At 71.5% G+C, this 13,900-nt stretch carries 12 protein-coding genes; 3 read left to right on the forward strand and 9 right to left on the reverse strand.

Features of this window, described 5'->3' with window-relative positions:
• Positions 1 to 510: 510 nt before the first annotated feature.
• The gene (locus tag KBO27_RS00005) at positions 511 to 894 is read right to left on the reverse strand and encodes an HAD-IA family hydrolase (RefSeq protein WP_307870164.1); all 384 of its coding nucleotides are present in this window, start codon (positions 892 to 894) and stop codon (positions 511 to 513) included.
• A gap of 111 nt (positions 895 to 1,005) precedes the next feature.
• Between KBO27_RS00005 and KBO27_RS00010 the strand changes: the two genes are divergently transcribed.
• Positions 1,006 to 1,386 carry an Rv3235 family protein gene (locus KBO27_RS00010; RefSeq protein ID WP_246536074.1) on the forward strand — a complete coding sequence of 127 codons (381 nt, stop codon included), beginning with the start codon at positions 1,006 to 1,008 and terminating at the stop codon, positions 1,384 to 1,386.
• Here the strand turns inward: KBO27_RS00010 and KBO27_RS00015 are convergent.
• The 7 genes from KBO27_RS00015 to KBO27_RS00045 all read right to left on the reverse strand — a co-directional run bounded on the left by KBO27_RS00015 (position 1,383) and on the right by KBO27_RS00045 (position 11,311).
• Positions 1,383 to 2,531 (reverse strand): GAF domain-containing sensor histidine kinase, encoded by a 1,149-nt coding sequence (locus KBO27_RS00015; protein ID WP_210967984.1) that lies wholly within the window; start codon positions 2,529 to 2,531, stop codon positions 1,383 to 1,385. The genes KBO27_RS00010 and KBO27_RS00015 overlap by 4 nt on opposite strands.
• A 56-nt stretch (positions 2,532 to 2,587) precedes the next feature.
• The gene (cydD, locus tag KBO27_RS00020; protein ID WP_307870165.1) at positions 2,588 to 5,818 is read right to left on the reverse strand and encodes a thiol reductant ABC exporter subunit CydD; all 3,231 of its coding nucleotides are present in this window, start codon (positions 5,816 to 5,818) and stop codon (positions 2,588 to 2,590) included.
• Positions 5,815 to 6,837 (reverse strand): cytochrome d ubiquinol oxidase subunit II, encoded by a 1,023-nt coding sequence (gene cydB, locus KBO27_RS00025; protein ID WP_210967985.1) that lies wholly within the window; start codon positions 6,835 to 6,837, stop codon positions 5,815 to 5,817. The genes cydD and cydB overlap by 4 nt, the downstream gene beginning before the upstream one ends.
• Before the next feature lie 9 nt (positions 6,838 to 6,846).
• Entirely contained in the window at positions 6,847 to 8,364 is a 1,518-nt protein-coding gene (locus KBO27_RS00030; protein ID WP_210967986.1) for a cytochrome ubiquinol oxidase subunit I, read from the reverse strand.
• Positions 8,365 to 8,536: 172 nt separating this feature from the next.
• Entirely contained in the window at positions 8,537 to 9,223 is a 687-nt protein-coding gene (locus KBO27_RS00035) for an IclR family transcriptional regulator (protein ID WP_210967987.1), read from the reverse strand.
• A 4-nt stretch (positions 9,224 to 9,227) separates the two neighbouring features.
• The gene (locus KBO27_RS00040) at positions 9,228 to 10,433 is read right to left on the reverse strand and encodes a fumarylacetoacetate hydrolase family protein (RefSeq protein WP_210967988.1); all 1,206 of its coding nucleotides are present in this window, start codon (positions 10,431 to 10,433) and stop codon (positions 9,228 to 9,230) included.
• Positions 10,430 to 11,311, reverse strand: a complete 882-nt coding sequence (locus KBO27_RS00045; RefSeq protein WP_268952492.1) for a hypothetical protein — start codon at positions 11,309 to 11,311, stop codon at positions 10,430 to 10,432. Before KBO27_RS00045 ends, KBO27_RS00040 begins: the two co-directional genes overlap by 4 nt.
• Before the next feature lie 334 nt (positions 11,312 to 11,645).
• Between KBO27_RS00045 and KBO27_RS00050 the strand changes: the two genes are divergently transcribed.
• On the forward strand, positions 11,646 to 12,428 hold the full coding sequence (locus KBO27_RS00050; protein WP_210967989.1) for a DUF2470 domain-containing protein: 783 nt from the start codon (positions 11,646 to 11,648) through the stop codon (positions 12,426 to 12,428).
• Positions 12,429 to 12,508: 80 nt separating this feature from the next.
• Here KBO27_RS00050 and KBO27_RS00055 read toward each other — a convergent pair whose 3' ends face one another.
• Complete coding sequence (locus KBO27_RS00055) at positions 12,509 to 12,886, reverse strand: hypothetical protein (protein WP_210967990.1); 378 nt, start codon at positions 12,884 to 12,886, stop codon at positions 12,509 to 12,511.
• A gap of 134 nt (positions 12,887 to 13,020) precedes the next feature.
• Here KBO27_RS00055 and KBO27_RS00060 point away from each other — a divergent pair, with 134 nt between their 5' ends.
• Complete coding sequence (locus KBO27_RS00060) at positions 13,021 to 13,830, forward strand: CPBP family intramembrane glutamic endopeptidase (protein ID WP_307870166.1); 810 nt, start codon at positions 13,021 to 13,023, stop codon at positions 13,828 to 13,830.
• The last annotated feature ends 70 nt before the right edge of the window (positions 13,831 to 13,900 follow it).

The raw sequence follows: 13,900 nt of genomic DNA on the forward strand, positions 1-13,900 counted from the left end.
TACTCAAAGAAACCACCAACCACCAACACGATCACTCGCATCACTGGTCAGGGGCATAAAAGAACACTAACCAAAACAGTCCACTGTTGAGTTCTCAAAGAACACACCCACACCATCGCCACAACCCATTTCACAGGGCCGCAAACTCCGGGGAGTCATTTCCTCGGTGATTCCCGCTCTCGCGGTGTTTCCTACTCTAGACCATCCTGATTTCCTCGGTCAAACCGGGGGTCTCATTCTCGTCCGTCGCCATTCCGTGACCTTCAAGCAAGCCCCGTACCCGGCGACATCAAGCGAAACAACCGCTCAATCGGTATTCACATTATCAAAAGGTCTTACCCGTTTTTCTCGGGCCCCACCACACTAACACCCTAAGGTTTAAGCGAGGTTCTCGGGGCCCCGTCAGGCCCGGCCCGGTTTTCCCGGCCCGTGTCGCTCTGACTTGGAATACTTTACGCACCCCGAAAAACCCCGTGAACACCACCCCCCCTTAAAGGGTAGAACCCCAGGTCAGAGGGCGCATCCGAGGTCGAAGAGGGCCTGGAGCTCCACGACCGTGGATTCGATGTCGGAGTGGTGGATGCCGACCATTCCTGCGGCGACCGCGCCATCGACATTGCGCCGGAGGTCGTCGACGAACACGCACTCCCCCGGTTCGAGTCCGAGACGGCGCGCCGCGAGCCGGTAGATCTCGGCATCGGGTTTGGCGAATCCGACGACTCCGGAGAGGACGACCGCGTCGAATGCGTCCGGCAATGCCGGGTCCGCGAGTCGGTCGGCGTTGGAGACGACGGCGGTGCGCACTCCCGCGCCGCGCACGGCTCTCGCCACCGCGTCCATCCCCGGTTCGTCGAGCACCCCGGCGTAGTCGAGCAACAGTCCTCGCAGATCCACGTGAAGCACCGTAGGCCACACGATCGAGTGGTACTGGCCGAAAAGTGACCGAAACAGGGGTCCTCGCGCCTCTTCCACGTCGAAGGCGACATCAACGACCTGGGAGGCCCCATGACCGCAGTCCAACCCAGCACCGCCCTGCTGCCCCGAACCGATCCACCGCTGCCCGCCACTCCCGATCCGGCTCAGCGCACGGCGGTCTTGCTGGCCTCGGTGATCGGCAGGCAGGTCTTCGACGTGCTGGCCGGGCGATCCGGTGCGCGGAGCGTGCGCGAGCACCTGACCGCCACGGTCTTCGGCAACCTCCTCGGACTCCGGCTGCGGGGAGCGCACCACCCGGAGTACCGGCTGCGCTCGGTCCACGCCTGCGCGATCAGCGACTCGGCGGTGGAGGCGTGCCTGGTCGTGGGCGCGCACCGGGTCCGCGCGCTGGCGCTGCGGCTCGAACGGCGGGCGGAGCGCTGGGTGTGCACCCGGTTGTCCCCGATCTAGGAGAGCGGGACTTCCCAGGTGACCGTCGTGCCGCTGTCCGGGGAGGAGGTGAGGGTGCAGCGGCCGCCGGCTGCGGCGGCGCGTTCTTCGAGGTTGCGGAGTCCGCGCTTGCTCACGTCGCGCGGGATGCCGCAGCCGTCGTCGACGACCTGCAAGCGCAGTCCGGGCTCGGACCGGCGGACCCGGACCAGGACGGTGCGGGCACCGGAGTGGCGGACGACGTTGGACAGCGCCTCGCGCAGCGCGGCTCGTGCGTGATCGGCGACCGGGACCGGTACGTCGGTGAGGTCGCCGTCGATCTCCAGCTTCGGCGGCCGACCCAGGAGCTCGCCGGCGATCTGCACCTCGGAGCGGATCGAGTCGTCGAGCGCGGGTGCCTGGGTGGGTGTCTCCGGGTCTGCCGAGCGCAGCGTGCGGGCCGTGGCTCGGACCTCGGCGATGGCCTGGTCGATCTGCTCGACGGTCTCGGCCAGCCGGTCGGCGTCGGGGGTGTCGAGGCTGCCGGCGACCCGTCGCTGCAGCACGTCCAGCTGCACGCCGGCGGCGTAGAGGCGCTGCACGATCACGTCGTGCAGGTCGCGGGCGATGCGTTCGCGCTCCTGGTAGACGGCGATCCGCTGGCGGGCGGTGGAGCCCTCGGCGAGCACGAGCGCGAGCCCGGCCTGAGCGGCGAAGGAGGTGAGCACGTCGACGGCGACGCGGTTGAAGGTCGAGGCGCCCCGCCGCCGGTAGACGGCGAGCGCGCCGAGACGTCGTTCGCGGGTGCCGAAGGGAGCGACGGCGAACGGGCCGTAGACCCGCAGCGACGCGGGCACGTACGGCGCGGTCAGCGGGTCGTCGATCAGGTCGTCGACGACCACGGGAACGCCGCTGCGCGCGACGCGGGCGGCCGCGGAACGGGAGGACAGCACGGTGCCGACGGGGTCGGCGAGCGGACCGGTCGCGCTCGGTGCGCCGTAGGCGGCTTCGACGGTGAGCCTGCCGTCGTCGGAGCGGACGGTGACCACGCCGAGGTCCGCTTCGGCCAGTTCCGCGGCGCGGCGGACCACCAGCGGCAGCACGGTCTCGGGGTCTTCCGCGGACAGCGCCACTCTGGTGATCTCGGTGGACGCGGTGAGCATCCGTCTGGCGAGAGTGGAATCCATGACGCTTTCGAGGCTATAGCGCCCGTACACGCGGTGAAGGGAGTCGCGACTGCGGTTCATGACACATCCGCCGTGGTCGCGGTCGAGACGGTGCCGCCGTCGACCCGCAGCACGAGGTCGGCGCCCGCGGTCTCGGTGATCCGGTGCGTCACGTGCACGACGGTCCGGCCCCGGAGGTCGGTGCGCAACCGGTTCAGCAGCGCCTCGGCCGTCTCGGCGTCGAGGTGCGCGGTGGGTTCGTCGAGCAGCACCAGGTCGGCGTCGGCGAGCAGGGCGCGGGCCAGCGCGAGCCGCTGGGCTTCGCCGCCCGAGAGCTCGGTTCCGCCGCTGCCGACCGGTGTGTCCAGGTCCCAGCCGGTCAGCGCGGCGGCGTCGAGCGCTTCGGCGAGTTCGGCGTCGGACGCGCGTGGGGCCGCGAGCCGCAGGTTCTCGCGGATGGTGGTGGTCACCAGCTGCGGGTCCTGCGGGCACCAGGCGACGCGCTCGGGCACCCGGGCCAGGCCGCGCGAGGCGGGCAGGAAGCCGAGCAGCAGCGCGAGCAGGGTCGACTTGCCCGCTCCGGAGGGGCCGACGACGGCCACGTGCGATCCCGCGGGCACGTTCAGGTCGACACCGGTGAGGACCGGTTCGCCGTCGGGCCAGGAGATGTCGGCGTCGACCAGCTCGATCTCGCCGCCGGTGCGGGCCGGCATCGCCTCCTCTTCCTGGCCGGCCAGGAGGGGTGCGATCCGGTCGTGGGCGGTGCGCATCGACCGCCACTGCTGCGCGGCGGGCGGCAGCAGCGCGACGGCTTCGGCCGCGGCCAGCGGGACGAGCCCGAGCAGCGGTGCGAGCTCGGGGGCCAGGCGCCCTTCGGCGACCGCGACGGCCGCGAGGTGGGCGCTGCCGAGCACTGCGGCGCCGATCAGCAGCGTGTGCACGGCGGTCGCGGCACCGGTTCCGAACGCGGCGCGGCGCGCGCGGGCGGCCAGCCGCGTGTCCACGGCGGCGAGTTCGGCTCGGCGGCCGGTGTGCGCGCCGAAGGCGAGCAGCTCGGCGGCGCCGTCGAGCAGCGCCAGCACCCGTGCCGCCACGACGCGACGGCCTTCGGCGACGGCGTCGCTGGCGCGGCGTTCGGCGATCACCGCAGCGGCGGGGGTCGCCACGCTCGCCACGGCCAGCGCGGCGGCGAGCACGAGACCGGCTTCGGGTAGCACCAGCGCCTGCACGACGACGGCGGCCACGAGCACCGCGACCGCGATCAGGGGCGGCAGCAGGACGCGCGGGATCAGGTCGCGGACCTTGTCGACGTCGTCGACGAGCCGCGCCACCCCTTCGCCGCGGCGCAGTCCGGCGGTGCGGACCGGTCCGCGGCGCACCAGCCCGGACCACAGGCGTTCCCGCAGGTCACCGGCAGTGCGGAAGGCAGCGTCGTGGGTGACGAGGCGTTCGACGTAGCGCAGCGCGGCACGCGAGAGCGCGAAGGTCCGGACACCGACGACCGCGACGGACAGCGTGAGGATCGGGGGTTGCTGGGAGGCGCGAGCGATCAGCCAGGCGGACACGGCGGTGAGCGCGAGACCGGACAGCAGCGACAGCGCCCCGAGTCCCGCGCCGGCCAGCATCCGGACGCTGATCAGATCGCGCAGCCGCCCGCGGCCGGTCGCCGCTTCCTCGGCCCGCGCTTCGACGGCCGGCGCGGAGATCTCGACCTCGGCACCGTCGCCGGTCGGGCGGTGGCTGGCCAGGACGACGGTCGCGCCCGATGCCGCGGCGCGTTCGATCGCCGCGTCGACGTGCCGCGCGCTGGCCGCGTCCAGGTGCGCGGTCGGTTCGTCGAGCAGCAGGAACGTCGCCGAGCCGCGCAGCCGCAGCAGCGCGCGGGCGACGGCGACGCGCTGCCGCTCGCCGGCCGACAGCTCGTCGATGCGGCGGTCCCGCAGGTGGCCGGCGAACGCCTCGGCCAGCGCTTCGTCGACGTGCTCGGCCAGGTCCGGCTGATCGGCGGTGGCCACCAGCAGCTCGTCGTGGACCGTTCCTCCGGTGAAGGTCGGGTGCTGCGGGACCCAGGCGACCCGCCGGCGCCACTCCGCGACGTCGGGGGTGGTTCCGCCGCAGGTCACCGTGCCGGAGTCGGGGCGCGTGAAGCCGAGGAGCACCGACAACGTGGTGGACTTCCCGCTGCCGCTGGGGCCGACGTCGCCGATGGCGAGTCGCACCACCGATCCGGGGCGCGCGGTGAAGCTCAGCCCGTCCGGCACGAAGGCGTCGCGGCGTCGCACGCGCAGTCCGGACACCCGCAGCACTCCGGGCTCGTCGTCCGGCGAGCCGGAGATCGCGAAGCCGGTCTCCTCGGGCGCGGACACGATCTCGTCCACCCGGCGGACGGCCTCCACACCGTCCTCGCTGGCGTGGTGCGCGGCACCGACCGCGCGCAGCGGCAGGTAGCACTCCGGGGCCAGGACCAGCACCAACAGCCCGGTGGTCAGGTCGAGGTCACCGGCGACGAGCCGCAGCCCGATGCCGACGGCGACCATCGCCACCGACAGCGACGAGAACAGCTCCAGCACCAGCGCGGACAGGAACGCGATCCGCAGCGTGGCGACGGTGCTGCGGCGGTGCTCCTCGCTGACCCGGCGCACGACCTCGCGCTGCGCCCGCGCGCGGCCGAAGGCGGTGAGCACCGGCAGCGCGCGGATCAGTTCCAGCAGGCGCGCGGACAGCCGGTGCTCGGAGTCGGTGGCGCGGGCGATGCGCTGCTCGGTGAAGCGACCGACGAGCCAGGCGAACAGCGGGATGAGCGGCACGGTCAGGACCACGACCAGCGCCGACACCCAGTCCGACCAGAGGATCCAGGCGCCGACCAGCGGCGGCACGATCGCGGCGGTGACCAGCGCGGGCAGGTACTTGGTGAAGTAGGCGTCGAGCGCGTCCAGGCCGCGGGTGGCCAGCGCGGTCAGCTCGGCGGGGCCGCGCCTGCCGATCCACTCGGGACCGCGGCGCAGGGCGGAGTCCAGCAGCAGGGCGCGCAGTTCCTCCTTGGCCCCGGCGGCGGCGCGGGCGGACACCGATTCGGTCGCCCAGCTCAGCAGGGCGCGGGCGATCACGGCGACGGCCAGGACCACCAGCCGGTCGCCGATCTCGGCCGCGGGCACGCCGCGCACGACGACGTCGGCGAGCGCGCTGCCGATCGCCCACGCCTGCGCGATGAGGGCGATGGCGTTGCCCGCGGCGAGCAGTCCCGCGACCACCAGGGCGCGCCGGGTCGCCCCGGACAGCCGCGGCAGTGCGCCGAGCGGCCCGGTCACGGGGCGTGCACCGGCGGGATGTGCTTGGTGCCGATGCGCTTGCGGAACACCCAGTAGGTCCAGCCCTGGTAGATCATCACGGCCGGGGTTCCGAACGCGGCGACCCACGTCATGATCATCAGCGGGTAGTCGCTGGCGGCGGTGTCGGCGATCGACAGCGAGAACGCCGGGTCCACGGTGGACGGGATGACGTTCGGCCACAGCGCTCCGAACAGGGTCACCACGACGCCGGTCAGCGCGACGGCCTGCAGGAAGAACGCCTGCCCCTCGCGATCGGCGGCGACCCGGGCGACCCCGAGCAGTCCGGCGACCAGCGCGATGACCAGCGGGACCCAGGTCCAGGCCGAGCCCCCGCGGAACTGGGCGAGCAGCACCAGCGCGACCACCGGCAGCAGCAGCGGCACGCCCGCGCGCAGCGCGAACCGCCGAGCGCGCAGCCGGATCTCGCCCTCGGTCTTGAGCGCCAGGAACACCGCTCCGTGCAGCATCGAGAAGGTGACCACGGCGATCGCGCCGACGACGCTGGGCAGGGTGAAGATCGTCCACCAGCCGCCGACCCGGTCACCGTTGGCGTCCAGCGGCAGGCCGAAGACGTTGGCGGACAGGACCAGTCCCACCATCGCCGGTGCGATCCAGGACGCCAGCACGATCACGGTGTCCCAGGTGCGGCGCCAGCGGTCGGTGTCGACCTTGCCGCGGTACTCGAAGGCGACCCCGCGCCCGATGAGCGCGAGCAGCAGCAACAGCAGCGGCAGGTAGGCGGTGGAGAACAGCGAGGCGTACCAACCGGGGAAGGCGGCGAAGGTGGCGCCACCGGCCACGATCAGCCAGACCTCGTTGCCGTCCCAGACCGGGCCGATGGTGTTGATCATGACTCGGCGGTCGGTGTTGCCGTGCTCGCTGCGCCGGGACCCGAAGATCGGCAGCAGCATGCCGACGCCGAAGTCGAAGCCCTCCAGGAACAGGTATCCCAGCCACAGCAGGGCGATCACGAGGAACCAGAAGGTGGGCAGATCCATCTCGGCCTCTCAGTACGCGAAGGACAGGGCTTCGTCGGAGTCGGACTCGCCGGGTTCCTTCTCCGGTGGCATCACGGCCGCGAAGCCTCCTCGGGCGAAGCGGATCATCAGGAAGACCTCCACGACCAGCAGCACCCCGTACAGCGCGGTCAGGCTGATCACCGAGGTCAGCATCTCGCCGGGCGTGACGCCGGAGGACACGGCCGAAGCGGTGTACATGAAGACTCCGTCCACACCGGACGGGTTCGGGTTGGGCGCGACCACGAACGGCTGGCGCCCCATCTCGGTGAACACCCAGCCCGAGATGTTGCCGACGAACGGCGCTCCGATCCCCAGCAGCGCCAGCGGCGCCCACAGCTTGCCCTGGGGGAAGCGCTGCTTGCGGGTCAGCCACAGCACGACCAGACCACCGAGCGCGGCCAGCCCGCCGAAGCCGATCATGAACCGGAATCCCCAGTAGGTCACCGGCAGCAGCGGCTGGTAGTCGATCGGCTGGCCGGCGAACTGCCCCAGCCTCGGGTCGTTCGGGTAGTGCGTGCCGTACTCGGCCTGGTACCTGGGGATCAGCTCGTTGACCCCGTCGACCTCGCTGGTGAGGTCACCTTCGGCGAGGTAGGACAGGATGTAGGGCACGGTCAGGCTCTTGACGTCCTCGCAGTTGGGGCTACTGACGTCGCCGATCGCGAAGATCGAGAAGCTGGCCGGGGCCTCGCTGTGGCACAGCGCTTCCGCCGAGGCCATCTTCATCGGCTGCTGGTCGAACATCAACTTGCCCTGGACGTCGCCGCTGATGGCCAGGCCGGTGAAGGCGACGACCGCCACCCAGGCGCCGAGCCGCATCGAGCCGTGCCAGGTCCGCCGGTCCTCCTCGTCGACGGGCTCCCCGGTCTTGTCGGCCTGCTTGCGCTGCCGGACGATCTGCCAGGCCGCGATGCCGATGAGGAATCCGCCCGCGACGGCGAAGCAGCCGAAGATCGTGTGCGGGAACGCGGCCAGCACCGTCGAGTTGGTCAGCACCGCCCAGATCGAGATCAGCTCCGGCTTGCCGTCGACCATGCGCACGCCGACGGGGTGCTGCATCCACGAGTTGGCGGCCAGGATGAAGTACGCCGAGAGCACGGTGGCCAGCGAGAACGCCCACGCGCACGCCAGGTGCACGCCCTTGGACAGCCGGTCCCAGCCGAAGATCCACAGGCCGAGGAAGGTCGACTCGACGAAGAACGCGAGCAGGCCCTCCATCGCCAGCGGCGCGCCGAAGACGTCACCGACGAAGCGGGAGTAGGCGCTCCAGGCCATGCCGAACTGGAACTCCTGCACGATCCCGGTGACCACGCCCATGGCGAAGTTGATGAGCATCAACTTGCCCCAGAACTTGGTCATCTTCAGGTATCGGCGGTTCCCGGTCCGGTACCAGGCCGTCTGCATCCCGGCGACCAAGATCGCCAGTCCGATGGTCAGCGGCACCATCAGGAAGTGGTAGACGGTCGTGATCCCGAACTGCCAGCGCGCGATGTCGAGCAGATCCACAACACCACACTGCCGTCCGCGCACCCGCGCGCGCAGAGGCAAGGGCCCCCAATCGCCCGGTCGAGCGTCCTGGTTTCAGCGGGACCAAGGTCCCCCTCGACGCAGCGCGACTTCGGCCACCCGCCCGGAACGACCTTCCCAAACGATCAGGTGGGCTACCCGACGCGGACCGTCACCGCAGGGCTTCGGCCACGGCCTCGGCCGTCTCGACGACCATCGGCCCGATCTCGTCGGCCGCGATCGGCTGCAGCGCCACCACCCCGACGCTGGCGCGCAGCCCCGGGACCCCGCGCACCGGCGCGGCCACGCCGAACGCGCCCTGCTGCAGGTCACCGCTGCTGGAGATCCACCGCGGAGACCCCACCGGCAGGTCCACCGCCTGCCCGGCGGCACCGCGCTGGACGGGATGACGCGTGCCCACCCGGTAGGACACGTGGTAGCTGGTCCAGGACGGTTCGACGACCGCGACGGCCTGCGCCTCGCTGCCGTCGGCGACGGTCAGGTGCGCGGTGGCGCCCACCTTCTCCGCCAGCCCGCGCAGCGCGGGCGTGCAGGCGACCCGCAGCTGCGGCAGGACCCGTCCCGCCAGCCACAGCACGCCCAGGCCCAGCCGGACCCGAGATCCTTCGCGACGCACCAGCCCGCGGCTCTGCAGCGGTCCGAGCAGCCGGTACACCGCGGCGCGGCTCACGCCGATGCGGGCGGCCAGGTCGCTGATCGTGGGCGCTTCGCTCTCCGCGTCGGCCACCGCCTGCAGCAGGCTCAGCCCGCGTTCGAGCGTCAGCGAGCTCTCCTTGGTGCCCGCGGGCACCTCGGGTTGCAGGCGCGGGGCGGCGTGCGCCGGATCCGGTATGGCCATCGCGTCACCTCCGAGCCGCCGCGAGCACCGTGCCGGTCACCTCGCCGAGCCCGACGACCGAACCGCCGGGACCCGGCGCGCTGCCACTCAGTGTCACCCGGTCGCCGTCCTGGAGGAAGGTCCGCTGCTCGCCGTCGGAGAGCGTGATCGGATCCGATCCGCCCCAGGTCAGCTCCAGCAGGCACCCGCGCTGGTCGCGTTCGGGGCCGGACACGGTGCCGGAGGCGAACAGGTCGCCCGGCCGGGCCGGTGCCCCGCCGATGGTCATGTGCGCCAGCTGCTGGGCGGGCGACCAGTACATGTCGGCGAACCTCGGCTGCGACAGCAACGTCTCGTTGCAGCGCACCTCCAGCCGCAGGTCGAGGCCCCACGGCTCGTGCTCCACCAGGTACTGCTGCAACGGCTGCTCCGGCGGCGGAACGGCGACCCTGGCCTCCTCGAGCGCCTCCAGCGGCGTGATCCAGCCGGCGATGGAGGTGGCGAAGGACTTGGCCAGGAAGGGGCCGAGCGGCTTGGACTCCCACGCCTGGACGTCGCGCGCCGACCAGTCGTTGACCAGCGCGACGCCGAAGACGTGATCGGCGAACTCGGAGGTGGGGATCTGCGCGGCGGCCTCGCCGCCGCAGACGAACCCGACCTCGGCCTCGAAGTCCAGCCGCCGGGTCGGGCCGAACGCCGGGTGCGCGTCACCGGCGGCCTTGCGCTGACCGCTGGGCCGGTTAACGTCCGTGCCCGAGACGTGGACCGTCCCGGAACGGCCGTGGTAGCCGACCGGCAGGTGCGTCCAGTTCTCCGGCAGCGGCGCCGAACCGCGCGCCAGGATGCGGCCGGCGTTCTCGGCGTGGTGCCGGGAGGCGAAGAAGTCGACGTAGTCGCCGACGGTGAACGGCATCGACAGCGTGTGCCAGTCGGTGCGCACCAGCTCCGCACCGGAGGGCGCGCGGTCGGCGGTCACGATGCCGGTGAGCCGTTCCCGCAGCTCGCGCCAGGCGTCGCGGCCCGCGGCCAGCAGCGGGTCGAGGGAGTCACCGGAGATCAGCTCCGCCAGCCGAGGACCGAGTTCACCCGCGATGCCGCGCAGCGGCAGGGCGTGCCGCCCGACGCGCACGGCGACCACCGGACCGTTGCCCGTGACCAGCACCCCGTAGGGGAGGGTCTGCGGGCCGAACGGCTTGTCCCGGGCGAACTCCGCGTCCTCGATCCAGGTCAAAGCAACCCCAATCCTTCCAGTTCGGCGACGGGGTCCTTCAGCGAGCACGAGCCGTACGAGGCGAAGACGTCGCGCACCGCGTTGGCCGCGTCGTCGGACAGCGAGCGGGCCTCCTCGGCCAGCGCGGCACCATCGGTGCTTTCCAGCGCCGCCCGCACATCCTTCCCGGAAAGGGACCGCCCGGTCGCGACGAGCAGGTTGAGGAAACCGTGATGGGTGAACCCGGTTTCGGGATCCTCGCCCCGGACGGCGGCGTGCAGGCCGGTGGTGGCCTTGAACGGCACGTCGAGCGATCCGGCGACGGCGAGGAACTCGGCGACCTCGTCGACGGTGGGGACGGCTTCGGCGGTCTGACCGCCGGTGCGCAGCTTCGGCCAGCAGCCGTGCTCGGCGACGCGGCGAACGCCGTCCAGCCAGCCCTCGCCTCCTCGGCGCGGCTCGACGACGCGGGTGATGTCCTCGGGCACGAACTCCGAGACGCGCTCCAGCCAGATGTCGTCGACGTCCGACGGCGCGGGCATCTCGACCATCCGCAGGGCCAGCAGCTCCTGGCGGCCTTCGATGATCGACAGCGCCTTGGGCACCCCGCCCAGGCCGGTGTCGCACACCAGCGACAGCGGGACCGGGGAGGACGGCTTGGTCTTGGCCAGCTCGGTGATCAGCTCGGCGAGCCGCGACGCCTGGCACAGCATCGGGCCGAGCAGACCGGCGAACTCGCCGGCTCGCGCGTCCAGGTGCTCGGCGACCGCCTGCGGCACCGGAGTGGCCACCTCGTTGCGGTTGCCGGGTGGGAACAGCGCGGCGTCATCGACCAGTCGGGCGAACAGGGGTGGGATGCCGCGCGGACCTGGCGCGCGAAGCTCAACAGCGCTTGACACGGTGGACACGCTAGTGCCGTTGCGGCCAGTGAACAAAGATGCCCGAAAAACGGACGTCTGACCGGGTCATATGCGGCTCCCTGGGACGAGTTTGGCCGACATCATGCACCCCTGCGTAGTCAGCGCACCCACCACCCGGGTGGTTCGGTCCGAAATACCACCCGCACGGCCCTCCGCTCACTACTCCGGTCGGCTCCCCATCGCGTCGTCGCACCTGGTAGTAAGGGCGTTGCATCGCGTGGGAAGTCCGCGAGATCCGCGATCCGCTCACCGGACCGGGGGCTTTCGCCACGTTTGAACTTAAGTTAGGCTTGCCTAAGTAGGAGGTGAGCAGGTGGGCGAGAAGACGATCCGCAAGCCGGCCAGACCCAGTGTCGCGGAACGAGCCAGGAGCATTGCCAAACGTGGCGGGAAGGCGGCACTGCTGCCGTCCGGCGAGGTCTCGGCTCGCGTCGCCCCCTTGCTGCACCACGTGCACCCGGACGGCAGCGCGACCGTGCTGCTCGCCGACGACCACCCGCTGATCGCGGCCTGCTGGCACGCGCCGCGCGGCGAGCTCGCCGCCGTCATCGAGGTCGCCGACCCGACCCCGGTGCGCCTGCGAGAACCGGTCCGCGGACTGCTGTGGCTGACCGGCTGGCTGCGGGTGCTGGACCCCGAAGAGGCGCACCACGAGGTTTTGTCGATCGTCGACGACCGCCCGGACCCGCGGCTGCTGGACGCCGGCCACGGCGCGAGCGTGCTGCGGCTGGAGTCCGCCTCGATCGTGCTGGCCGACGCCGAGGGCACGGATTCGGTGGACTCCACCGAGTTCCAGGCCGCGACCCCGGACCCGTTCTGCACCTTCGAGGACGACTGGCTGCGGCACCTGGAGCTCTCGCACCGCGACGTCGTCGGCCTGCTGGCCCGGCACCTGCCGGAACAGCTGCGCGGCGGGCACATCCGCCCGCTCGGCCTGGACCGCTACGGCCTGCGGCTGCGCGTCGAGTCCTCCGACGGCGATCACGACGTCCGGCTGGGCTTCTCCCGCCCGGCCGACACCACCGAGCGCCTCGGCTTCGAACTCCGCCGCCTCGTCGGCTGCCCCTTCCTCGCCCAGCAGCGCAAGGGTTCCTGAGCTCGGCAACGGGCGGTCCTGGTCCGAACCGACCGGACGAAGTGGACTCCGATCGCCCTCGGACCAGAACCGCCCCGCGCTCAGGAGAGTTCGTCGGAGAACCACGTCGCCGCGCGGGTGATCCGCCCGTGGCGGAACCGCAGCGAGCCGTCGTCCCCGCCGATGAGGACGGCTTCGGCGACCTGGGTCTGGCGCGTCACCAGCCACAGGAACGCGTGCGCCACCGACCACGCCCGGCCTTCGCGGAGCCCGTCGGAGAAGCGGACCTGCAGGCCGCCCGGATCCGCGTACTGGAACTCCACCAGCACGCCGTCGCGGATCCCGAAGAAATCGGTCGCGCCCAGCGCGCAGTTGATCGAATCGAACTCCCGAACCTCCCGCAGCACGCGCATGGCCAGTGCCGGCAATGTCTCGGCCATGGGCTCGGCTTCCTGCGTACCCCACACGTAAACGTCCACGCCCACCCTCCGGCGTCGGCGACCACTCGTACGACGGGATGCGGGCCTCCCGCGGTTCCAACCGAAATCTCTCCCTCCACTACGCGGCGCGACATCCGGGTGGCGGCAACACGACGACGGGTACGGTTCGTCCGGTGAGCACCCTGCGCGCCTGGCTGAGCCCTACACGCCCCGGTGATCCCGAGGAGTTCACCGATCCGGCGGAGCGCAAGGCGATCGGTATCGAACTGCTCGTGGTGTTCGCGGTGACCCTGGGGATGTCGGGGTTGCAGAGCCTGATCTCGCTGCTGGACGCGCTCCTGCAGACGACGCCGCTGGCGCAGCAGCAGGTCGCGATCAACCAGCCGCAGGCCGGTCTCGGGCTGCTCGACATGCTGGCGCAACTGGTCAACGTGCTGCGACTGGTGGCGTGGGGCGCGCTGGGCGCGTTCCTGCTGTGGCGCGGCGGCATGGCGCTGTGGCGGATCGGCCTGGACCGCACCCGGCTCGGCGGGGACGTGCTGCGCGGCGCCGGACTCGCGGCGCTCATCGGCGTTCCCGGTCTCGGGCTGTACCTGCTGGCGCACGCGCTGGGCCTGAGCCTGACCGTGCAGCCCTCGACGCTGACCGACGCGTGGTGGCGGGCACCGGTTCTCGCGCTCGCCGCGTTCGGCAACGCCTTCGCCGAGGAGGTGCTGGTCGTCGGCTACGTGCTGACCCGGTTGCGGCAGCTCGGCTGGAGCGAGAACCGGTCGCTCTGGCTGGCGGCGGTGCTGCGCGGCAGCTACCACCTGTACCAGGGCTTCGGCGGGTTCGTGGGCAACGTCGTGATGGGCCTGGTCTACGGGCGGATCTGGCAGCGCACCAACCGGCTGGTCCCGCTCATCGTCGGGCACGCGCTGATCGACGTCGTGGCGTTCGTCGGTTACGCGGCGCTGCGCGGCCACGTCGGCTGGCTCCCGTGATCTTGGAATCCAGCACCGGACGCAACACATCGATGGTTCAGTCGCCGAGAAAGTTCATGTTCCATCGAAA

Source organism: Saccharopolyspora endophytica (genome assembly GCF_018070075.1).
In the GTDB taxonomy this organism is placed as follows: domain Bacteria; phylum Actinomycetota; class Actinomycetes; order Mycobacteriales; family Pseudonocardiaceae; genus Saccharopolyspora; species Saccharopolyspora endophytica.

Bases quoted from the DNA above. Each gene is read 5' to 3' on its own strand.
- cydB (WP_210967985.1), bottom strand. From the start codon at position 6,837: ATGGATCTGCCCACCTTCTGGTTCCTCGTGATCGCCCTGCTGTGGCTG.
- KBO27_RS00035 (WP_210967987.1), bottom strand. From the start codon at position 9,223: ATGGCCATACCGGATCCGGCGCACGCCGCCCCGCGCCTGCAACCCGAG.
- KBO27_RS00015 (WP_210967984.1), bottom strand. From the start codon at position 2,531: ATGGATTCCACTCTCGCCAGACGGATGCTCACCGCGTCCACCGAGATC.
- KBO27_RS00010 (WP_246536074.1), top strand. From the start codon at position 1,006: ATGACCGCAGTCCAACCCAGCACCGCCCTGCTGCCCCGAACCGATCCA.